This is a genomic window from Nitrosomonas limosa (assembly GCF_054188085.1).
Genome location: NZ_CM135180.1, coordinates 260,721 through 283,375, shown reverse-complemented (window position 1 = coordinate 283,375; position 22,655 = coordinate 260,721). Strand labels below are relative to the sequence as shown.

22 protein-coding genes and 1 pseudogene are annotated in these 22,655 nt (G+C 50.1%); 7 read left to right on the top strand and 16 right to left on the bottom strand.

All coding sequences use genetic code 11. The annotated features are described in order from the left end of the window. The first annotated feature begins 23 nt into the window (after positions 1-23). Entirely contained in the window at positions 24-260 is a 237-nt protein-coding gene (gene rpmB, locus ACV7NC_RS01270) for a 50S ribosomal protein L28 (protein ID WP_458153620.1), read from the top strand. A gap of 42 nt (positions 261-302) precedes the next feature. Then, positions 303-458, top strand: coding sequence for a 50S ribosomal protein L33 (gene rpmG / locus ACV7NC_RS01265; protein ID WP_292917092.1), 156 nt, complete (start codon positions 303-305; stop codon positions 456-458). A 125-nt stretch (positions 459-583) separates the two neighbouring features. Here the strand turns inward: rpmG and ACV7NC_RS01260 are convergent, their stop codons facing one another. Together ACV7NC_RS01260 and ACV7NC_RS01255 are read right to left on the bottom strand one after the other, a co-directional pair. Continuing rightward, entirely contained in the window at positions 584-1,810 is a 1,227-nt protein-coding gene (locus ACV7NC_RS01260; RefSeq protein ID WP_458153619.1) for an EAL domain-containing response regulator, read from the bottom strand. Positions 1,811-1,983: 173 nt separating this feature from the next. Further along, positions 1,984-2,553 (bottom strand): hypothetical protein, encoded by a 570-nt coding sequence (locus ACV7NC_RS01255; RefSeq protein ID WP_458153618.1) that lies wholly within the window; start codon positions 2,551-2,553, stop codon positions 1,984-1,986. Positions 2,554-2,728: 175 nt separating this feature from the next. Here ACV7NC_RS01255 and ACV7NC_RS01250 point away from each other — a divergent pair, with 175 nt between their 5' ends. From ACV7NC_RS01250 to ACV7NC_RS01235, 4 genes are all read left to right on the top strand, one after another. Further along, positions 2,729-2,956, top strand: a complete 228-nt coding sequence (locus ACV7NC_RS01250; RefSeq protein WP_458153617.1) for a hypothetical protein — start codon at positions 2,729-2,731, stop codon at positions 2,954-2,956. 72 nt (positions 2,957-3,028) lie between these two features. Next, positions 3,029-3,631: an ADP-ribose diphosphatase gene (gene nudF, locus ACV7NC_RS01245; RefSeq protein WP_458153616.1), complete on the top strand. Its 603-nt coding sequence runs from the start codon at positions 3,029-3,031 to the stop codon at positions 3,629-3,631. A 369-nt stretch (positions 3,632-4,000) separates the two neighbouring features. Further along, positions 4,001-5,038 (top strand): IS630 family transposase, encoded by a 1,038-nt coding sequence (locus ACV7NC_RS01240; protein WP_458151853.1) that lies wholly within the window; start codon positions 4,001-4,003, stop codon positions 5,036-5,038. A 77-nt stretch (positions 5,039-5,115) separates the two neighbouring features. Next, the gene (locus tag ACV7NC_RS01235; protein WP_458153615.1) at positions 5,116-5,481 is read left to right on the top strand and encodes a DOPA 4,5-dioxygenase family protein; all 366 of its coding nucleotides are present in this window, start codon (positions 5,116-5,118) and stop codon (positions 5,479-5,481) included. Between the two features lie 118 nt (positions 5,482-5,599). Here ACV7NC_RS01235 and ACV7NC_RS01230 read toward each other — a convergent pair whose 3' ends face one another. The 3 genes from ACV7NC_RS01230 to ACV7NC_RS01220 all read right to left on the bottom strand — a co-directional run bounded on the left by ACV7NC_RS01230 (position 5,600) and on the right by ACV7NC_RS01220 (position 9,126). Further along, the gene (locus ACV7NC_RS01230) at positions 5,600-6,901 is read right to left on the bottom strand and encodes an MFS transporter (RefSeq protein ID WP_458153614.1); all 1,302 of its coding nucleotides are present in this window, start codon (positions 6,899-6,901) and stop codon (positions 5,600-5,602) included. A gap of 9 nt (positions 6,902-6,910) precedes the next feature. Then, complete coding sequence (fumC, locus tag ACV7NC_RS01225; RefSeq protein ID WP_458153613.1) at positions 6,911-8,296, bottom strand: class II fumarate hydratase; 1,386 nt, start codon at positions 8,294-8,296, stop codon at positions 6,911-6,913. Positions 8,297-8,535: 239 nt separating this feature from the next. Beyond that, complete coding sequence (locus ACV7NC_RS01220) at positions 8,536-9,126, bottom strand: mobile mystery protein B (RefSeq protein WP_458153612.1); 591 nt, start codon at positions 9,124-9,126, stop codon at positions 8,536-8,538. 134 nt (positions 9,127-9,260) lie between these two features. On the opposite strand from ACV7NC_RS01220, the pseudogene ACV7NC_RS01215 reads away from it, so the two are divergent. Further along, positions 9,261-10,659: pseudogene (locus ACV7NC_RS01215) on the top strand (IS5 family transposase); the annotation flags it as partial. Here ACV7NC_RS01215 and ACV7NC_RS01210 read toward each other — a convergent pair. From ACV7NC_RS01210 to ACV7NC_RS01160, 11 genes are all read right to left on the bottom strand, one after another. Further along, positions 10,655-11,119, bottom strand: coding sequence for a mobile mystery protein A (locus tag ACV7NC_RS01210; RefSeq protein WP_458153610.1), 465 nt, complete (start codon positions 11,117-11,119; stop codon positions 10,655-10,657). The pseudogene ACV7NC_RS01215 and the gene ACV7NC_RS01210 sit on opposite strands and share 5 nt — an antisense overlap. 181 nt (positions 11,120-11,300) lie before the next feature. Beyond that, on the bottom strand, positions 11,301-11,996 hold the full coding sequence (locus tag ACV7NC_RS01205) for a transposase (RefSeq protein WP_458153609.1): 696 nt from the start codon (positions 11,994-11,996) through the stop codon (positions 11,301-11,303). Next, a complete protein-coding gene (locus ACV7NC_RS01200) occupies positions 11,996-12,436 on the bottom strand; it encodes a TA system VapC family ribonuclease toxin (RefSeq protein WP_458153607.1) in 441 nt (146 codons plus the stop codon). The genes ACV7NC_RS01205 and ACV7NC_RS01200 overlap by 1 nt, the downstream gene beginning before the upstream one ends. Further along, complete coding sequence (locus ACV7NC_RS01195) at positions 12,436-12,669, bottom strand: hypothetical protein (protein ID WP_458153606.1); 234 nt, start codon at positions 12,667-12,669, stop codon at positions 12,436-12,438. The genes ACV7NC_RS01200 and ACV7NC_RS01195 overlap by 1 nt, the downstream gene beginning before the upstream one ends. A gap of 347 nt (positions 12,670-13,016) precedes the next feature. Continuing rightward, complete coding sequence (locus ACV7NC_RS01190; RefSeq protein ID WP_458153605.1) at positions 13,017-13,853, bottom strand: macro domain-containing protein; 837 nt, start codon at positions 13,851-13,853, stop codon at positions 13,017-13,019. Positions 13,854-13,921: 68 nt separating this feature from the next. Then, positions 13,922-14,959: an IS630 family transposase gene (locus ACV7NC_RS01185; RefSeq protein ID WP_458151853.1), complete on the bottom strand. Its 1,038-nt coding sequence runs from the start codon at positions 14,957-14,959 to the stop codon at positions 13,922-13,924. A gap of 30 nt (positions 14,960-14,989) precedes the next feature. Continuing rightward, positions 14,990-15,535: a TIR domain-containing protein gene (locus ACV7NC_RS01180; RefSeq protein ID WP_458153604.1), complete on the bottom strand. Its 546-nt coding sequence runs from the start codon at positions 15,533-15,535 to the stop codon at positions 14,990-14,992. Between the two features lie 218 nt (positions 15,536-15,753). Then, positions 15,754-16,959 (bottom strand): ribonucleotide-diphosphate reductase subunit beta, encoded by a 1,206-nt coding sequence (locus ACV7NC_RS01175; protein ID WP_458153603.1) that lies wholly within the window; start codon positions 16,957-16,959, stop codon positions 15,754-15,756. Between the two features lie 171 nt (positions 16,960-17,130). Next, positions 17,131-19,989 (bottom strand): ribonucleoside-diphosphate reductase subunit alpha, encoded by a 2,859-nt coding sequence (locus ACV7NC_RS01170; protein ID WP_458153601.1) that lies wholly within the window; start codon positions 19,987-19,989, stop codon positions 17,131-17,133. A gap of 447 nt (positions 19,990-20,436) precedes the next feature. Further along, positions 20,437-21,222, bottom strand: coding sequence for a hypothetical protein (locus ACV7NC_RS01165; RefSeq protein WP_458153600.1), 786 nt, complete (start codon positions 21,220-21,222; stop codon positions 20,437-20,439). Positions 21,223-21,258: 36 nt separating this feature from the next. Further along, on the bottom strand, positions 21,259-22,647 hold the full coding sequence (locus ACV7NC_RS01160) for a dockerin type I domain-containing protein (RefSeq protein ID WP_458153599.1): 1,389 nt from the start codon (positions 22,645-22,647) through the stop codon (positions 21,259-21,261). Positions 22,648-22,655: the final 8 nt, after the last annotated feature.

Here is a 22,655-nt window from a genome sequence, read left to right as displayed (position 1 = left end):
AGAATTTTGGAGAGTGCATCATCATGGCACGAGTATGTGAAGTAACTGGTAAAAAACCGATGTCTGGACACAACGTATCTCATGCAAACAACAAAACCAAAAGACGCTTTTTGCCGAATCTGCAACGGCGCAGATTTTGGCTCGAAAGCGAAAAACGTTGGATAAGCTTGCGGTTAACTAATGCAGCGCTGCGAACGATCGATAAAAACGGCATTGAGGTTGTGTTGGCAAAGTTGCGTGCTGAAGGCAAATGCGCTTAATAAGACTCGTAATAATCACTGACAAGTTAGGAACTCATCGGAATGCGTGAAAAAATTAAACTTGAATCTTCTGCCGGCACTGGTCATTTCTATACAACGACCAAAAATAAACGAGCAAAACCAGAAAAATTAGAGATCATGAAATTCGATCCGGTTGCTCGGAAGCATGTGAAATACAAAGAAACCAAACTTAAATAATTGCGCAGTAATTCGTAATATTCAGGTTCCACTCTAGGCTGGTAGAATCAATCTGTTAGCCTAGAGCCTTCCGGTAAAAATCCAAATCAGCCGTTCTCTATCCGACCAGAGCGATAGTTATCTGGTTATTTGGAATCTATTTTCAGTTCATCAAGCACTCGTTGATGCCAGGCTTGCTGCCAGATCGGGAGGTCAGCAGGTAACAATGGTTCGGAAATAAAGTTTCCTTGCGCCATATCACAACCCGTTTGCCGTAAAAGCTCCCAGTCATTCCGGTCTTCCACGCCTTCAGCCACGATATCCATCCCCAATTGTTTGCCCATCGCCAGACTGGCATCGTAAATCGCGCGCAAAGTATCATCCTGCCATGCGCGATGCACAAATCCTTGATCGATTTTCAGCTCATTGAATGGAATATCCCGCAATTGCGCTAATGAAGAATGGCCTGTGCCAAAATCATCGATCGACAAATGAAAGCGTTTCAGCCGCAAGCGAGTCAGAATCTCCAGCGGTACGCGCGCATCCGCCCCCATCACTTGGCTTTCAGTGATTTCAATCACAATTTTTTGCGGCGGCAGATTATTCTCATTGACCAGATTAACTACCATGTCTTGAAAATCCAAAGAAGCCAGATTATCCATGGTGACATTGATGGATACGCGCAGGGTTTGCCCTTCTTGATGCCATTTCCCGGCTTGGATAATCGCTTGCGTCAGCACCAGACGTGTCAGATCATCGATCAAGTTATTCGCTTCGGCGATATGAATAAACCGGTTCGGCGTGATGACTCCATCTTGCGGATGATGCCAGCGCACCAGTGTTTCCACTCCGATCACTTCACCGCTGACAACCGATACCTTCGGTTGATAGTAATTGACTAATTCCTGATTGGTAATGGCTGATCGAATATCCGCAGCGCTATAAGTTTTGCCCACCGGCGACGGTGAATCTGCAGTGCTATCGGTGCATTTTTGCAGAAATTCCGATAATTTGTCCGGATCCACGGGTTTGTGCAAATAGCCTAACATCGGAATTTTATGCGCCTGCACCAGCTTCTCGGCGGTACGCAGCATCCGCTCGTCCTCACCGCTGACCAGGATCAGCTTTCCATGATAATCGCGATCAACCAGATAGCGGACAAACTCGATACCATCCATATCCGGCATATTCAAATCAAGCAAAATCAAATCCGGCCGCGTATCGATCTGATCGATTTTCCTTAATGCATCGGAACCGTTGTCACAGGTCATGACTGCGGAATAACCTAATTTTGCAAGCATCCGGGTCAACAACTTGAGCATGAACGTGTCATCGTCCAAAATCAGGATCTTTATATTGGCGGGCTCCTGCATAATTTTCTTTTCTTATTAATTATTTATTAATTGTTCGTCGGGCTTTGCAGCAAAGCAGCGCATAAGATCATACACTGTACCGGAAGAAAGATGATAATTATCCACTTCTGACTGTCTGACCGGCGACGCAATAGAAGATTGCATTTCGTGCAGCATCCCAGGGGATACGCCGCTCAATCATCGATCAGCAAATGACCAAACAGTGCAAAAATCCCGATAGCGATACCGGTAACAAACTGCGCGTGCACCAAATAGGAAAACTTCTTCAACTCCACCGGCGAATAACGCAGCGTCAAAAACATCCCGAAAACGCCTTGCCAGATCACTAAACCCAGCAGCGCAGGGAAAAACAGTATATGGCTGTAACGCGAAAAACCCATCAGCGCAATGTGCAGCAGAATCACCGCCACCGCCGCGATGCCGAAATAAATATGGGTGCGGTTCAACCAAATCAGCAAGCGATTCAAATGCGTGGAATCCACCGGCGGCACATAATCCGGAAGCAGGCGCTGCGCCAGTTTTCCCTGTCCGAGCGCCAATTTGAGCAAAGTACGGCAATAGATAAAAATTAACAACGCCAAACCGGACTTGCCAAATACTTCGCCAATTTCAGTCAGAAAAGTCTCGCGTTCTTCGGGAATCGGATGAACCGCGTAGGCATAGAAAAAATACAACAGCGAAATTAAACCAACAACTGTTGCATAAATCAGAATATTACGAATATTTTTTAATGATTGCTGCATCTCAATAAAACGAACAAAATGATAATTTAAGTGACAAATATAACGGATTGATGTTGATAGATCCGTTACTATTAATAAAGCTTGAAAATACCGGGAAAAACCATATTTTATTAACCGTTACGTAGCAATGCAGTGTGATTCAATAACATCTCTTCAATCAATTTGTATGGAGGTTATGATGATCAAAGAACTATCGTTTGACGATGACGACGGATTTTATCCCATAGATAACTTGACTGACGACGAAGAATTGATCGTCGAAGACAAGATTCCACGCGGAAAGCTCGCAAAAATCATTGACGAATATGAAACCGTCAAAGATGATTACGACGATAGCGCCGATGTGGATATCGAAGTTGATGAGGATGATGATATCGGCATGGATACGCTAGGAATGCGTTAGTACCCAGATCCGGCATGTCATTGTCGCTTACTGACGCAGCGTAACATAAACTGCGCCGTAAGGATTGCCGCAATGACAAAAGATGTAGAAGTTATCGAGAAAACAGTTTGTTATCAAGGATTTTTCCGCTTGGAGAAATACCACCTCCGTCACCGGCTTTTCAGTGGTGAGTGGAGTCCTTTGCTGACGCGGGAAATGTTTGAACGCGGCCACGCAGCGGCTGTGTTGCCCTATGATCCCGTCCGGGATGAAATCGTGTTGATCGAACAATTCCGCCCTGGTGCAATCGATGCGCCCGGTGGCCCCTGGTTAATGGAAATCGTCGCCGGCATGATCGAAACCGGTGAAACCGCCGAAACAGTGGTCAAGCGCGAAAGTATCGAAGAATCCGGCTGCATCATCACCGATCTGATTCCGCTCTACGATTTCCTCGTGAGCCCTGGCGGCACCACGGAACGCATCGCGCTATTTTGCGGCCGTACCGATGCAACCACTGCCGATGGCGTGCATGGCGTCACTGAAGAAGGCGAAGACATCAAAGTGCATGTCGTCACCTTTGATACCGCGATGGCACTCCTGAAATCCGAAAAAATCACCGCCGCCAGCGCCATCATCGCGTTACAGTGGCTGGCGCTCAATCGCGACGACGTCAGAGCGCGCTGGCTTACCGGTTAATCCGGAATTTCTGCTTTTCCCAGCAGCATAAAAAACACGAATCGGCACCCACCAAAGCATCTGCAAACCAGCGTAATCCTACACGGTTATGCGTTAATCACCTCGGATAATAAAGAATTGTCCGACAAAATGTTTTTCACCATTAAGCCGTAACACTTTTTTTACTTCATCCTAATTATCAACAATCGGATAAATGTGATTGTCTTTCATAAAAAAAGTGATCTTTTCCTATAATGTTCAAAGATATAGATGTGAGACAAGTACTGTCATTACGGAGTAGTATTGCAGTGAATCTTAGTTCTAATTGCAGATCTATTGACTCGGCACAATAATACTTGAAATTTATGAATCGCCCCCCATCTTGTTGAAATGGAAAAAGACGACGCAAGATATTCGACGCTGGAGCAACTGCATGAACGGCGCAAGCAAGTGGTGCGGTTGCATCGCAAGGGCTACGGCGTGATGCAAATTGTTGAGCTCAGTGGGCTTTCGTATCCGACAGTTCGGTTTGCGATAGATCGGTATGAAGAAGGCGGATTTTCCGCCCTGAAGCCAGGGATGCGAGGCAAGCGTGCTGGTCAAGGGCGGGCACTGACAGAGGAACAGGAACAAGCCATCCGCAAGATCATTTGTGACAAGCGCCCGGAGCAACTGAAGATGGAATTTGCGCTGTGGAATCGGGCGGCGGTCATGCAACTGATAGAGAGGGAGTACAGCATCAAGCTGTCGGTGCGCGGCGTAGGCAACTATCTGTCACGTTGGGGTTTCACTCCCCAGAAGCCGATCAAGAAGGCCTATGAGCAGCGGCCTGAAGCCGTACAAGCCTGGCTCAACGAGCAATACCCGGAAATTGAGAAGCGCGCCAAGGCGGAAGGCGGCGAGATTCACTGGGGCGATGAAACTGCCTTGGTCAATACCGATGTGCGCGGTCGTTGCTATGCTCCGGCAGGCAAGACGCCAGTCACCTACGCGACTGGTGGTGCGCGACAGAAGCTATCGATGATTGCCGCAGTGACGAATCAGGGCAAAACACGCTGGATGATCATCGACGAGGCCTTCAACGCCGACAGGCTGATCGAATTCCTCGAAGCGCTGATCAAGGATGCCGGGAAGAAGGTATTCTTGATTCTCGACAATCTGCGGGTTCATCACAGCAAACAGGTCAAGGCATGGGTCGCTGAACGACAAGACAAAATCGAGCTGTTCTACCTGCCCAGCTATAGCCCGGAACTGAATCCGGAGGAACGCCTCAATGCCGACCTCAAGCATGCCATCGGGACGAAAGTGCCGGTGCGCACCAAGGCCAAACTCAAACTCGCTGCCACCGAACACATGGTTAAACTTGAACAATCACCCGAACGGGTCAAAAGCTTCTTTCAAGATCCGAGGGTCAAATATGCCGCTTGAAACTTCAAACTTAATCTGGCCGGATCAATAAGATGTGGGCCTCAATTAATCCACATGACAGGAAAAATTATAAGATCATGGAAAAATTTCACGTGCACCTTTATTTTACAAAAAATGAAATCGAGCTCGCACAAAAAGTCAGGGATGAATTAATACGTGCGATTCCGCAATTAATTTACGTGGGCGAATTGGTATTACAACCGATCGGCCCTCACTCTAAACCGATGTTTGAGATTCATATTCCTGCGACAGAGATCGATCAGATTGCAGCAATCATCGACAAAAAACGATCAGGGCTATCGGTATTGATACACCCTGTCCAAGATGACGAATTGGCGGCGCATACGGTGTTCGCAAGATGGCTTGGAGACCGGTTGAAGCTTGATTTGAACAATTTGAATCCAGCCAAAGATACACAGCAACTCAAATGTAGCAGTATCTAGCGCCTTAAGATCAAATCTAAAGTTGCGGGTAACGGTCGCCATGCATTCCATGCGCACATCGACTGTTACCCGCCAACTATCGTAAAAGCCGCATGGCTTTTGCGGCTCTCTGTTTTTATCAATAAACGACCTTCGCCATTTCCCGTCCGCGTTTTTCATTGACAGCCGCAAGGATCGCAAGGCCGATCACAAAAAAAGCCAACGTGCTGAGCAACGCTGCGCGGTGATCACCCGCCAGCAGATAAACCAAACCGCCATACGTCAGCGGCCCGATCATCGCAGACAGCTTGGTCGTCAATCCCCACAAACCGAAAAACTCACCTTGCCGCCCTTCCGGGGTGAATTGCCCGACCAGCGCACGTCCGGCCGATTGCGCGCCGCCCAATGCGGTGCCGATCAAGTTGGCGGCAACCCAGAATAAAAATTCATCGACGGCGAGATACGCGCAAACAATCGCCGCGATCCAGATCAACAAGGTAACGGCAATGCAGCGTTTCGAGCCGATGCGGTCTTGCAGATAGCCGAACAAAAATGCGCCGATCGCGGCGGTGATATTGACTACCATGATCAGGATAATGGTATCTTGGGTTTGAAACCCCATCACTTCCTGCGCGTACACCGCGGCCAGCACGATGACGATATAAATCCCGGCGTAATAAATCGTCAACGACGCCAGAAAACGGAACAAATCGGTATGTTGCCGCGCCTGACGCCAGGTCGCGCCCAGCCGCTGGAAACCGGCGCGGATCAGTGAAACGCCATCGACGTTGGCAGAAACGGTGACGCGCTCGCGCAGCCACAGCAACGTCGGCAACGCGGCAAGGCCGAACAGCACCGCCACGATCAAATTGGTCACCGGCACATAGTCGGCGGCTTCCATGCCTTGCGCTTCGGCATAGGTGACATACGCCAGGCACAATACCAGCGACAGCAGCCCGCCGAAATAACCGAGCGCCCAGCCGTAACCGGACAACCGCCCCATCGTCTCCGGCGTGCTGATTTCCGGCAAAAATGCCGCGATCAGATTCTCGCCGCTGGAAAACATGAATGTCGCCAGAATCACCAGCCCCATCGCCAACGCAATGTCACCGGGTCCGGCGAAATACAACAGCGCGGTAAAGACCACGCAACCGATGGTGGTCGCCGCCAGAAAACGTTTTTTCGCGCCGGAATAATCGGCGATCGCGCCAATCACTGGCGCGGTGAGCAGTACCAAGCCGTTGGCTACCGCCATCGCCAATGTCCACAGCAGCGTGGCGTCGCCGCTGCCCTGCCCGGCGGCGATCACGCCGACAAAAAACGCATTGAAAATGGCGGTCAGAATCACCGTGGTAAAACCGGAATTGGCAAAATCGTACATGCACCACGCGAAACGCTCGCGGTGCGTGACGGGTTCGGTCGGATTGAAGGGCGGTGCCATAAATGAGGGTTATTTGCCGACCATCCGCTCCGGCACCACCCAGGCGTCGAACTGTTCTGCGGTGACATAGCCGGTGGCGATTGCGGCGGCTTTCAAGGTCGTGCCTTCGCGGTGCGCTTTCTTCGCGATTTCAGCAGCCTTGTCGTAGCCGATATGCGGATTCAACGCGGTCACCAGCATCAGCGAGTTGTGCATCAGCGCGTCGATACGTTCGACATTGGCTTCGATACCCACTGCGCAATGCTCGTTGAAACTCACCATGGCATCGGCGAGCAGCCGCACGCTTTGCAGGAAATTATGGATAATCAGCGGTTTCATCACGTTCAATTCGAAATTGCCGAGCGCGCCGCCCATGTTGACCGCGACATCGTTACCCATGACCTGGCAGCACACCATCGTCATCGCTTCCGACTGCGTCGGATTGACCTTGCCCGGCATGATCGAACTGCCCGGCTCGTTCTCGGGAATGCGCAATTCGCCGATGCCGCAACGCGGCCCGGATGCCAGCCAGCGGATATCGTTGGCGATTTTCATCAACGACACGGCCAAGGTTTTCAGCGCGCCGTGCGCGTGCACCAGCGCATCGTTGCTCGCCAACGCCTCGAATTTGTTCGGCGCGGTGACAAACGGCAACCCGGTCAGGCGCGACAATTCGGCGGCGACGCGCACGGCGAATTCGGGGTGCGCGTTCAAACCGGTACCGACCGCCGTGCCACCCAATGCCAATTCGCACACATGCGGCATGGCCGCTTCGACGTGGCGCAGCCCGTGATCGAGTTGCGCGACATAACCGGAAAATTCCTGCCCCAATGTCAACGGCGTCGCATCCTGCAAATGCGTACGGCCGATTTTGACGATCGCATCGAACGCTTGCGCTTTCGCCGCCAGCGTTTCGCGCAATTGCCGGATCGCCGGCAGCAACCGCTGCTGCAGCTCCTGCACCGCCGCAACATGCATCGCGGTCGGGAACACATCGTTGGACGATTGGCCCTTGTTGACCTCGTCGTTCGGGTGCACCTTGCGATCTGCACCGCGCCCGCCACCGAGAATCTCCGACGCCCGGTTCGCCAGCACTTCGTTCACGTTCATATTGGTCTGCGTACCGGAACCGGTCTGCCACACCACCAGCGGAAATTGATCGTCGAAATGGCCGGCGATCACCTCGTCGGCAGCCTCGATGATCGCCGCGGCGCTGGCGGCGTTGAGCAACCCCAGATCGTGATTGACCTTGGCGGCGGCGCGCTTGACGCGGGCCAGCGCATGAATCAGCGCCACCGGCATGCGCTCGCCGGAAATCTTGAAATTTTGCAACGAGCGCTGCGTCTGCGCGCCCCACAACGCCTTGGCGGGCACTTGCACCGGCCCCATGGTGTCGCGTTCTTCACGGGTTTGCATAGATAGTTACCTCATCAAATTATGATCATTGAATAAATTGCGGTTCTGGTTTACCAACGAGTCGCTGAATTACCATGAGTTTATCATTCCAACAGTTAACAGGCCGTTGAAAAACGTTTTCGAGGTAGCCGATGCAAGGCAAAAACAGGCGAAAAAGCGCAGTTTATGCATAATAAATGAGCACTTTGAGCCTGTTTTTAACACCGCAGCGGCAACGCAGATAGTTTTTCAACGACCTGTTAAGAACGCGCAAATAGCAGCAGTGGCTTTATATCGTGATTGTCAGCGGCACGTAAGGCTTCAATATAGCGAGCGCGGGTTTCTCCGGCATCGACCAGATTGGCACGCCCCCATGTGAATGGCGCCTGTTCAAGCTGCTGGACGAGAAGATCGCCTATAAGACGCGAGAAGCGTCCGTTTCCGTTGGGAAACGGATGGATTGCAACAAGGCGATGACTAAACCGCACCGCAATTTCATCCGGGGGATAAGTTTTATGTGCGATCCAGTAACAAGCATCGCCAATGGCTTGATGCACATCCGTTGTGATCCGATAGGGATCGACACCAATGTTGCGGGCTGAGGTGCGATATTGCCCTGCCCAACGCCACACATCCCCAAACATACGCTTGTGCAATTGGCGCAAGAATTTCTGGTCAAGCACATCCCGCTTGAGTGCGGTAGTCCAGCGCAACGCCTGACCGATGTTGATTTGCTCCGCTTCGTTGAGTTCGTGCCGCAACGTGATATAGGCAGGGATAAGCTGCTCACGCTCTTCGGCTGTCAGTGGGGTATTCGCATCATCGTCATCGATAAATAATGGATCTGGCATGACAATGCTACTTAGTCGGTCCTGAAATATTCCTAAGCACTTGATATTAGTTATAAATACACTGTTCATTAGTGATCATAACGACCTGGAATGTTAAAATAGTGCTGTATTTCTGGTCGAAATGGTGATTAAAAATGCTAAGAAATAGCAGTACGATTCATCAACCGAATCTGTTTGGAACAGATTTACTGATGCAGCTTGATCCCGGTGATCCATTGCTGAAGCTTGCATCAGCGATACCGTGGCAAGGATTTGAGGAATCATTTTCGGTTCATTACACAGCAGCGACAGGAGCACCGAGTAAGCCGATCCGTTTGATGGTTGGGTTATTGATTCTAAAACAGTTAGAGAATTTGAGTGACGAATCGATAGTACTGCAGTGGAAGCGTAATCCTTATTACCAGGCTTTTTGCGGCATGAAAGAGTTCCAGCAGAAGTTGCCTTGTCATAGCACGGAGCTGGTACATTTTCGTAAGCGCATAGGCGCGGAAGGCGTAGAGCGGATTTTCCGGATGAGCGTTGGTTTGCATGGGGAATCGGCGCTGGAAGACGTCATTCATATTGACACGACCGTGCATGAGAAGAACATCACGTACCCAACGGATAGCAAACTGGCGATCAAAATTATCAATCGCCTCAACAAGATTGCCAAATCCCATGGTATTTTACAGCGGCGTACTTTTGTCAAAGAAGTGAAGTCACTGCGCCTGGATATCCGGCACTACCGGCATGTGAAGAAAAGAGCGAAAGCGAAACGAGCGTTGAAGCGACTCAGAACCATTGCAGGTATTCTGATGCGGGAGCTCAGGAGAGAACTGCCGCAATACTGTTTGTTTGAATGCTACCAAAAGGATTTTCTACGGTATGAGGGAGTATTACGGCAGCAACAAAACGATAAAAACAAGATCTACTCATTGCACGAACCGCAAGTGTACTGTGTCGCCAAGGGAAAAGACCACAAACAATATGAATACGGCAGCAAGGCATCGATAGCCAGTACCGCAAAAGGCAATCTGATTGTCGGGGTTGTCAGTCACGAACAGAATCTGCATGACAGCCATACATTACCGGAGATATTGCGACATGTTGAGATTTCGCGAGGGAAAGCTGCCAGGCAGGCCGTATGCGATCGCGGCTACCGCGGCAAACGTGAAGTCAATGGAACCCAGATCATTTTGCCCGGAAAGGCGCTCAAGAAGGATACCCGGTACCAGAAAGACAGGAAGCGAAAACAGTGCAGGAGGCGCGCCGCGATTGAACCCATTATCGGTCACCTGAAGTCGGATTATCGAATGGCAAGGAACTATCTGAAAGGCGCTGTCGGTGATCGCATCAACCTGCTGATGGCTGCTTGCGCCTGGAATCTGAAACAATGGCTGCTGGCCATTTTTTGGCTCTTTTTCCCGTGGCGAGAACGGATTCCTTGATGGAAATTTAAACTACAAGGGTATGCATTTTGATAGGTAGCCGTTTCCTCGGGCGGCTTTTCCAGATCAACAACTGTTGTCTGATACTTTTTCAGGGGCGACTACTTATCCTCCCATAACCCTTTTAACGAGCCTGATAGGATCAATTCGACCATGCGCCGCTGTTCATCGTCGAGATCGGATTTGAGCAAAGCCTGGTTTTCCAGCCGCATGGTGTGATCGAGCCGGGCAATGTCTTTGCGCGTTTTCTGGATGGCACGCTCACGCAGAATATCATCGAGCGGTTTTACCGGCACGAAGGCATACACAAAGGTACAGTTCATTGCCTCGGCAGCTTCACGCAAAGTCTTGATCGTCGTTGCGCCAGTCACTTCCGCTTTTTCAATCACCGGAATACGTGAAGGGGAAGCACCCATACGTGCGGCAAGCTGGCGGGCAGTCATGCCGAGCGCTTCACGAATGGCCTTTATCCATCCCCGTGGCGGCGCAACAATCCCTGTCTCACGCAAGGGTGCGAGACGTCTTTCCAATTGTTTTCTGGCTAGCGAAGATTGGTTTTTGTTCATATTAATATATCCATATCATCAACAATATTAATACATAAATATGAACATATCAATGATTAATTGACATTAATATATGAACAAAATTAGATAATAAACAGCAAGACCAGCTCCCCATCAAAGAATAAGCATTTTGGATTTGTAAATCACAATGCCTACTCTTATTTCACTTTGCCATTCTTTGTTAATTCAATCCACGCACTGTTGGTCTACCACGCTTACTGTAACCAACACGGCTGCCGATAACAGACTCGATCTTTTTCTTAAAATGATCATGACCCAGCGGTGTACCCGAATGTAAGCAAGCGCGGATTAATTCAAGTTCATCCAATCGGGTTTCACTATCAAATCCAGCGCGATAAGCAGCTTGACGGGACTCGGGAGATTCGCCCAATGCCAGATACAATGCATGCGGCTGAAGAATGGCATTATCAACCCCATGCGCATTCGCCGCATAGCTGGACCACCGGTACTGCCCAGGGTGTGCAACCATTGCAGCGCGCACTGGATTCATCTCGATATAGCGCATACAAATCAGAAAATAAGCATCCGATTCTAAAATATTGCCCTTATGCCGCCCTTCCCACAAACTTCCTCGACGGCGATAAGTTTTATTGATATAAGGCACAAAATGACGCCCAATTTTCTGAAACAACAGGCTAATATCATTTTCAGCTTGCGGTGTTACCAATAAATGCACATGATTGGTCATCAACACATACGCATGGATCAAACACCCCAGATCATCGGCCGCAGCTTTCAGGAAACGCAAATAAGCCAAATAATCCTGATCATCAAAAAATACCGGCTCTTTATTATGTCCGCGTTGGAACGCATGTACCGGTACTCCAGGCTGATAAAAGCGTTTTTTCCTTGGCATCAGGTATTAAACAAAGTAAGTGGATGGCGTACTTTTAAACCTTTAAACCGTTTAAAACCCTTGTCTGTTGTCACCCACACACAATTCCATTCCATCGCCAAAGCCGCATGATAGGCATCGGGGATATCGTTCCCTTTCGCATCAATTTGCTCAATACACGCTAAGAATATCTTCCAGTGCATCGGCCCGGGCGCAAGACAAACTGCATTCTGCGATTCTCTAACCTGATTTGCGAAACGAACCGCACTGGACAATGCAGAAGGCACCTCAAAAATTCTCGGATGCGTAACAACTCGCAAAAAACCGCTTAATACCAACTCCGAATAACCATAAGGAACAGTATCATTAATGGCTGACTCCAACCATTCGCGATAAGCGGAATGTTCCGGCGTATCCTCCCGATGGGCATAGACCAAGACATTCACATCCATCAGAAACATTAACGATCGTCCATAATGTCGCTCAAACTGCGACTATTATCCAAATCAATACCCGGCTTGAGACCGGCACCCGAGGCTGTTTCTAACTTTACCGGTTCCTGTTTCAAATGATGTCGGGAAAAAGACTCACGCAATGCATCTTCAATAACCTGTTTTAAAGTGCATCCCTGTTGAACCGCCTGAAGTTTGGCATAAGCTAGTAATTGTTCATCGATATTAATGGTCGTTCGCATGATTTAATGTCCAAAAATAAAATCGTATCATAGGCTGACGAGCATCACACACAAATATGATTTATTTTTATGGGGTCTGACCCCTTTTTCCCAATCTTACATTTCCAAGGATTCTATACTTTACGCCAAGCAATTTATTGAACAGATCTTCAATACAGTCAATCACCTGAAAGACTTTCCCGAAATCGGGAGACGCGTACCAGCGTGTAGGGTGGATAAGTGAAACGCCATCCGCCGAGCACCGCATCATCTTCAATGGCAACAACCCGTAGGTTGGGTTGAATGAAATGAAACCCAACGATTGGCTTTGTTGATGTTGGGGTTCGTACCTCACCCCAACCTACGAGCTATACCCCATTTCTCGCAGACTTAATATCAAGAAGATTAATTTTGTCGATCTTGTCTTTGTGAATCACAATCGTAAGCCTTGCTGGGTATTTAAATCGCATTTCGCTAATACGAAATGTCCAGAGCATAATTTTTAGAAGATCTTCATCGCTTATAGTCTTGTGACCTTTGATGCGCGTAATTCCTGAACCAAATATCGGCGCGGATACACTCTTCTGGGCGTATATGTTGTTTACCTTGTCCCAGAAATTTATCAAAAACTCAAGATATTCTGGCATTGTAAGTACAGCTTTATTTTCATCGTCGAACTTTGCAAATGCGGCCAAAAGAAAATCTTTATATACGCAAATAGTCCCGATCTGATAGCGTAACTTCTTTCCTATTTTTCGTTCTGAATTGTTATCTAGTTTTTCGTTTTTCTCAAAAGAATAATTTTCGATATGGCGATCTAGCTCTGAAATAGACTCACCAAGATGCTTCTGAATAAATATGCCATTTAGCGAGCTTTCGGCGATTAATTTGTTATCTACCACGGTGTCAAAGTATTCGTTAAAAGCGATTGCTTTTAACCCAGGCTCCGAAAAAATGTCACCAACTTTGATTGTAACTTCGCTCCCTTCAACATTAATATCAATCTTATTAAGATTATTAGACCACACCCAAATCGCTAGATAGATTAATCCCAGCAATCCTATAAAAATCCATCCATAGGTGGTTTTGTATGCTGCTGGTATTTCAAAAAACAGCACAAACAGAGACAACGCTGTGCTTATCCCACAGGTGATCTTGAGGAAGTTCTCGACAACTCTTCTGTCAAAGAAATCAACCTTTGTCATCGCTTGTACCAATAGAAATCCGTGGTTGTCTTGGTCGCTATTGATCCGGTCAGATTAAGTTTGAAGTTTCAAGCGGCATATTTGACCCTCGGATCTTGAAAGAAGCTTTTGACCCGTTCGGGTGATTGTTCAAGTTTAACCATGTGTTCGGTGGCAGCGAGTTTGAGTTTGGCCTTGGTGCGCACCGGCACTTTCGTCCCGATGGCATGCTTGAGGTCGGCATTGAGGCGTTCCTCCGGATTCAGTTCCGGGCTATAGCTGGGCAGGTAGAACAGCTCGATTTTGTCTTGTCGTTCAGCGACCCATGCCTTGACCTGTTTGCTGTGATGAACCCGCAGATTGTCGAGAATCAAGAATACCTTCTTCCCGGCATCCTTGATCAGCGCTTCGAGGAATTCGATCAGCCTGTCGGCGTTGAAGGCCTCGTCGATGATCATCCAGCGTGTTTTGCCCTGATTCGTCACTGCGGCAATCATCGATAGCTTCTGTCGCGCACCACCAGTCGCGTAGGTGACTGGCGTCTTGCCTGCCGGAGCATAGCAACGACCGCGCACATCGGTATTGACCAAGGCAGTTTCATCGCCCCAGTGAATCTCGCCGCCTTCCGCCTTGGCGCGCTTCTCAATTTCCGGGTATTGCTCGTTGAGCCAGGCTTGTACGGCTTCAGGCCGCTGCTCATAGGCCTTCTTGATCGGCTTCTGGGGAGTGAAACCCCAACGTGACAGATAGTTGCCTACGCCGCGCACCGACAGCTTGATGCTGTACTCCCTCTCTATCAGTTGCATGACCGCCGCCCGATTCCACAGCGCAAATTCCATCTTCAGTTGCTCCGGGCGCTTGTCACAAATGATCTTGCGGATGGCTTGTTCCTGTTCCTCTGTCAGTGCCCGCCCTTGACCAGCACGCTTGCCTCGCATCCCTGGCTTCAGGGCGGAAAATCCGCCTTCTTCATACCGATCTATCGCAAACCGAACTGTCGGATACGAAAGCCCACTGAGCTCAACAATTTGCATCACGCCGTAGCCCTTGCGATGCAACCGCACCACTTGCTTGCGCCGTTCATGCAGTTGCTCCAGCGTCGAATATCTTGCGTCGTCTTTTTCCATTTCAACAAGATGGGGGGCGATTCATAAATTTCAAGTATTATTGTGCCGAGTCAATAACATAAAGTCACTATTCTTCAAAGATGCCTCAATGATTTCCTTTTTGATAGGAATGTGGAGTGTCGGGACCTTATTCATCGAATCCCTAAAGATAGGTAAATTGTTCCAGAGGTTTTTTACCGATTGTTTTAACGAGTCATTCAGTAGAAGACTCTCCTTAGTATCATACTCCGGATATATAACGATAACAGGTAGTCCTTGATCATTAATTCCGTAATCAATTTCTTCTCGGAGCGCCCTTGAGTTTGCTGTATTTGAGCTAAGTAAGAGAACGATATTTTTTGAATTCCTAAGACGCTCTCTGAGTCTTGGTTTCAACGTTGTTTCCCAATCGCTGTTGTCACGTACGTTGTACGTCTTATCATGCGAATCATTAAAGGGAAACGATGAGTCATTACCTTTCCAAGCTCGTAGCATGTTGTAGTAACAAAAATCCTTAGTTGCGTAGGCGCCCAACGCGCTAGCACTGAACGGTTCAGTAACGTAAAAGGCAGTATAATTTCCGTTTCGATATGCCATTTTTCCCTCAATAGAATTGATAGTAATAAGTTTACGAATAGCCGCAAATTGCAGCTCCTTAATCTAACAAATCAAAATACTTCGTCAGAAACAGTTAGCAGTTCCGAAACCTACTTCCTCCTATTTTTGAATTTTCATCAAAAGCTCAAACTCGCCATCTTAATAGGCCAAAAAAATATCGCTTAAGTTGAATCGACGGCGATCTTACAAAACAACCCTCAATCCCAGCTCAGCGCCCCCCCCGTTTGATACTCGGTCACGCGGGTTTCGAAGAAATTCTTTTCTTTCTTCAGATCGATCATTTCCGACATCCACGGGAACGGGTTATTGGCGTTCGGGTACAGCGCGTCGAGGCCGATTTGCTGGCAGCGGCGGTTGGCGATGTAGCGCAGGTATTCCTTGAACATCGGCGCGTTCATGCCGAGCACACCGCGCGGCATGGTATCTTCGGCGTAGCGGTATTCCAGCGCCACAGCTTTTTGCATCAGCGCGCTGATTTCATCGCGGAATTCCTTGGTCCATAAATGCGGGTTTTCCATTTTGATCTGGTTGATCACGTCGATGCCGAAATTGCAGTGCATCGATTCGTCGCGCAGGATGTATTGGTATTGCTCCGCCGCGCCGGTCATTTTGTTTTGCCGGCCCAATGCCAGAATTTGTGTAAAACCAACGTAGAAGAACAAGCCTTCCATGATGCAGGCGAACACGATCAGGCTTTTCAGCAAATCCTGATCGGCTTCCAATGTGCCGGTTTTAAAGTTGGGGTTGGTCAAGGTATCGATGAACGGAATCAGGAATTCGTCCTTGTCGCGGATCGACGGTACTTCATGATACGCGTTGAAAATTTCGCCTTCGTCCAGCCCGAGCGATTCGACGATGTATTGATACGCATGGGTGTGGATCGCTTCCTCGAACGCCTGGCGCAGCAAATATTGACGGCATTCCGGGTTGGTGATGTGACGGTAGGTGCCGAGCACGATGTTATTCGCCGCCAATGAATCGGCGGTGACGAAGAAGCCGAGGTTGCGCTTGACCAGACGGCGTTCGTCCTCGGTCAGGCCGTTCGGGTCTTTCCACAACGCGATGTCGCGGCTCATGCTGATTTCCTGCGGCATCCAGTGGTTGGCGCAGGCGGCCAGGTATTTGTCCCACGCCCATTTGTATTTGAACGGCACCAGTTGATTGACATCCGCCTGGCAATTGATGATTTGCTTGTCTTCCACCGAAATGCGGCGGCTTTCGCTGCCGGCAACGTCCTGATCGTCCGGTTGCCGAGGTGCGGCGCTGTGATCCCGGTCGTCTCGCGGCGATGTTTGCAGCGGCAATTCGAAATCATGCTGCGCGGTGCGCGGCATGGCGGTATGTGGCATGGTATTGAGCGGCGGTGTTTGCGGTTGTTGCGGTTCGTCTTCAAATGTCAACATGGTGAACTCCTTTTTTTATGTTGTAGAAGAAACACTGAGTAATTTGCCGAGCAAGATGAGTTGCAAGGCGGGTGGAGCGCAGGAAACGAGACATATCGCAAGATAGGCGAGTTTCCGAGCACCACCCAACGCAGCAAATCGCTTGCACAGGTCATTAATCGGTGTTTCGAATTATTGGCACGATTCGCAGCTCTCATCGTCTATGGCGCAGTATTTGATTTCAACCGTCGAGACTTCCACTGCGGCTTTCACCATGCCGCCGTCAGCAGGCACCGCGTTCAGCGAACCGGCACGCACCGTCGATTTTTCCGTGCCGGTCGCTCCCAGCGAACGCAGGTAATAAGTCGTTTTCAGCCCGCGCAGCCACGCCAGTTTGTAGGTGTCGTCGAGTTTCTTGCCGGATACGCCCGCCATGTAAATATTCAGCGATTGCGACTGGTCGATCCATTTCTGCCGCCGCGCGCCCGCCTCGATCAGCCAGCGCGGATCGATCTCAAACGCGGTCGCGTACAGCGTGCGGATATGATCCGGGATGCGGTCGATTTTGCTGATCGCGCCGTCGAAATATTTCAGGTCGGCGATCATCACTTCATCCCACAAATTGAGTTTTTTCAGATCGTTGACCAGCGATTTGTTGGCAATGGTAAATTCGCCGGACAAATTCGATTTGACGTACAGGTTTTGATAGGTCGGCTCGATGCTCGCGGACACGCCGACAATGTTGGAAATCGTCGCGGTCGGCGCGATCGCCAGGCAATTGGAATTGCGCATGCCGTGCTGTTTGATGCGCTGGCGCAACGCGTCCCAATCGAGCGTCGCCGACAAATCCGCTTCGACATAACCGCCGCGTTCCTGCTGCAGAATCGCCAAGGTGTCGTGCGGCAGGATGCCACGATCCCACAGACTGCCTTTGTAGCTGCTGTAGCAACCGCGCTCTTCCGCCAGTTCGGTCGATGCCCAGTAGGCGTGATACGCCACCGCTTCCATCGAACGGTCGGCGAATTCCACCGCTTCTTGCGAGCTGTACGGAATGCCCAGTTGATGCAGGCAATCCTGGAATCCCATGATGCCCATGCCGACCGGACGGTGTTTCAGGTTGGCGTTACGCGCTTTGGATACGGCATAGAAATTGATGTCGACGACATTGTCGAGCATGCGCATCGCAATACGCACGGTCCGTTTCAGTTTATCCAGATCGAGCATGCCATCTTTCAGGTGCGCCAGCAAATTGACCGAACCGAGGTTGCACACGGCAATTTCCTTGTCGTTGGTGTTCAGCGTGATTTCGGTGCACAGATTGGAACTGTGGACTACGCCGACATGATTCTGCGGCGAGCGCACGTTGCACGGATCCTTGAACGTGATCCACGGATGCCCGGTTTCGAACAACATGCTCAGCATCTTGCGCCACAACTGCACTGCTGGAATTTTTTTGTACAGCGTCAGTTCACCGCGGTCGATTTTGGCTTCATACCCCAGGTACGCCTGCTCGAATTGCTGGCCGAATTTTTCATGCAAATCCGGCACATCCGACGGCGAGAACAGTGTCCAGTCGCCGCCTTCCATCACGCGCTTCATGAACAGATCGGGAATCCAGGTCGCGGTATTCATGTCGTGCGTGCGGCGGCGGTCGTCACCAGTATTTTTGCGCAATTCCAGGAATTCCTCGATATCCAGATGCCAGCATTCCAGGTACGCGCATACCGCGCCCTTGCGCTTGCCGCCTTGATTGACCGCCACCGCGGTATCCGATACCACTTTCAGGAACGGCACCACGCCTTGCGATTTACCGTTGGTGCCCTTGATGCGCGCACCCATCGCCCGCACCGGCGTCCAGTCGTTGCCGAGACCGCCGGCGTATTTGGCGAGCAACGCGTTTTCCTTGATCGCTTCGTAAATGCCGTCGAGATCGTCCGGTACGGTCGTGAGATAGCACGACGACAATTGCGAGCGGCAGGTGCCGGAATTGAACAGCGTCGGCGTTGAGCTCATAAAATCGAAACTCGACAACACTTGATAAAATTCGATCGCCCGCGCTTCGCGGTCGATTTCGTTCAGCGCCAATCCCATCGCCACGCGCATGAAAAACGCTTGCGGCAGTTCGATGCGGCTTTCCTTGATGTGCAGGAAATAGCGGTCGTACAGCGTTTGCAGTCCGAGATAATCGAATTGCAGATCGCGGTCGGCTTCCAACGCTTCGGACAACCGCTTCAGATCGAATTGCGCCAGCCGCGGATCGAGCAGCTCGGCTTCGATGCCGCGTTTGATGAATACCGGAAAGTACTCCTGATACTGCGTGTGCATCGCCTGATGCGACACTTCCTCGCCCAGCACCTCGAAACGGATATTGTTCAGCAGCAGCCGCGCGGTGACATAGCTATACGCCGGATCTTTTTCGATCAACACGCGCGCCGATAACACCACCGATTTACGCACCTCGTCGATCGAGACGCCATCGTACAGATCTTTCAACGTTGCTTTCAGAATCAGCGATGGATCGACGGTATTGCCCAGCCCCGCGCAGGAGGATTCGATCAATGCCGACAGTTTGGCCATGTCGAGCGGCACGCGCTGGCCGTTGTCGGTCACGGTCAAGGTTTCCGCGACCGCTTCGACGCTTTGCTTCTGCTTGGCGCGCTCGCGCGCCCGCGCTTCGCGGTATAACACGTAGGCACGCGCCACATCGTGTTCACCGGAGCGCATCAGCGCCAATTCCACTTGATCTTGAATATCCTCGATATGGAAGGTACCGCTATCAGGCTGACGCCGCAACAACGCATTGACCACATCGTTGGTCAAGCTGGCCACGACTTCGCGCACCCGCACCGACGCAGCGCCCTGCCCGCCATCGACGGCGATGAACGCCTTGGTCATGGCGACTGAAATTTTACCCGGCTCAAACGCCACCACCGCGCCATTGCGGCGGATGACTCGATGCTGGGAATACGGCGAATTAGATGTCGGTGTATCCATTAAACTTTGATTTCCGGAAACTGGTTTGAGGTGAATTGATTCTGTCGCAAGCTGCATCGGGGATCCCTCCTGACTGATAATTCATCAAAGAAAAGACAAATATCCATTGATTCAATGGACTAGTATTAGTCATCATCAAACCACAATATCTAGTAGATAATGAATCTTACTGTCGCACTAATAGTACAACACAAATTATTTCTATGCAGAAAAATTTTCAAAAATTTTTCAGTCAGGAAGGAAAAGCAGCGATTGCTTCATTGCAAAACCGGTTACTATCAGGCGCTTGAAATGGCACTGCCCGGATGATGTTTTTTTACAACGCAGAATTTTCCGGATTTCAGGAAGCGAAGCGAGCAACGTGGAAAAACAAGCGCAAATTCTCTCAATCGCGAGTCTCAGAGCGGGACTATGCAACGAAATTGCGCGCCCGGGCGGCACGGAAGAATGAAATCACCCCCGTTTGACCTGTTCCGGGCGGCTATGAATCGACTGGATCCGGGATTACTTTGTAGATGAAATTTCTTTTGCTTCAATCAGTTGGAATTTATCACCACCGATAAGCTGCAGCTTCACTTGATAATGGGACCCCAATGCTTTGACGCTCTGGATCGTCAATATCCCGCTTTCAGAGGCGAAAACGGCATTTTCGGAAAGATCCCCGGCTGCGGCAACGGCCGTTTCAAAGCTTTCGTGCGCCAAGCCGCGATTGAAAACGATTGTGATCGGCGCTGATGCCACGGAAACGGAAGTGTCGTTATTCGCTCTCGATTCAAAAAGCTTGAACTGAATGCGGTACGCGCCGGCGGTGCCATTCGGCGTATTGGTTGCATCGAGCATCTTGAAGCTGAGGTGTTCATGCAAATCGCCGTCACTGCCGATTTCACCGATCACTCCGGCAGTTTCGCTGACACCCGTGCCTGAAAATGAAATCACGCGGTTCAGCGCATCGGTCATATTGATTTTTTCGCCATTCGGAATGGTTTCAGTCCATTGTGTTCCATTCCAATAGAACAATTTACCCACTGGTTGGAACCGCAACCAATTGCCGGGCGTGAAAGCACCTTTGGTAATATTGACATCGACCCCAGGATCGTCGGTTTCGAACGGACCACCACTCAGATCGCCGAAATCGGCTTCGAACAAACTGCTATTCACAAAAATTTCCGCGCCGACCCGCCACGGCTGAATATCTCCTCCGTGCGAATCATCAGCAGCAATCGCCTGGACGGATTTGAGGATCAAAATGAGCGCGAATGCAAAGAATAATAGTTTTATTTTATTGAACATTTTTCTGACTCCTTAGTTGGTGTTGTTAATAAGCTTTTATTTCTCAAGAATTCCACTGATTTCTTCCAGTTGAATCACCTGAAATCTTTTGGCATCGATCGCGCGCAACGTTGCCTGAAAAAACTTCCCGTTAATAAAAACCGCCGGGATCGTCAAAATGCCCGTGGCAATGTCATATTGAGAGGGTTTTGCATACCGCGATTTGTCAATTTGCAGTGTGGTTAACAGCAAGGATTGGTCTTCCTGCACTTGCAACTGTGCACGGAAGTGCTGCGTTCCAGCTTTGATATCATTTAAATTCAACATCCCGGTTTGATGATCAAAGATCGCAGCGACATTCAGCGAAGTCGCCGGCGCTTCCAGCGGGCTAATGCACAGCCGCAATGTGCACAGGGATTTCGCCAGCAAGGCATCGGCACGGGAGATGACGCCATCTTTGTCGACATCGAATGCGGAATTTGCGGGTTTCAGCGCTTCATTATTCTGCGCGGCGAGTAAAATCAACGCCACATCGATGCGATCGACATCCCCGTCTAAATCCACGTCGCCGGGTATCGATACCGGCCGAACCGGTTGCGGAAGCGGATCGCCACCACCCGGTTCACCGATTAATGTTGTCAAAGCCGCGGCAAACTGCGCAGGCTCAAGTCCTGCGTTGAATAAAATCAGAAATGGCTCTAAGGGAAAAAACCGTGCGTTGGAGAGCAATTGCATTTCAATCAGATACGCGCCGGCGGGTCCTCCGGGCTGCCCGCTTTGATTTTCGAGAAAGAAGCTCAAATGGGTATGCAGGATGCCGTTCGTATTCGTAATATCAACGACCAGCTCGGGACTGCCCAAAATGCCTGTACCGGAGAAGACGGTGCTGCCGTCAGCGCCAAAACTGCCCTCACTGAGGCAAATCAATTGTCCGGCGCATTGCGAGTAGTCACGTAATACCTCGGAGCTGGCTTCCAATCCGCCGAACAAACGGATTTGCACCTCCGGCGGCGCATCACGCCAAGACGATAGCGCCGGATCCCAGTATTTCAACTTTCCTAACGCACGATAACCGAGCAGCTCATTCGGTAATAACGCATTTTGTATCGATTGAAACCCCGGATTCCGGGTTCTGAAGGGACCACCGGTAAGATCTTGAAAATCAGCGGGGAAAATGAACTTGCCGGTGGCAGCTTCAACCGGAACTGAATTCGCTGGCAATCCCAACGCTTCCGCCAAGCCATCGAGATCGCAACCGACGATACCCGGTGTGCGGCAATATCCTGCAAACAAGGCATTACCTTGCCCCCAAACTTCGATATCCAGATGCACCGCAACGGCAGGCCGCAGCGATAGCCATTCAAGCGCGAGTACATTGATGCACAAGGCGAAGCAGCCGATGAGCTGCCGCCAAGGTACGCCGATCACTTTAACTGGAGCATTCATCGTATCGA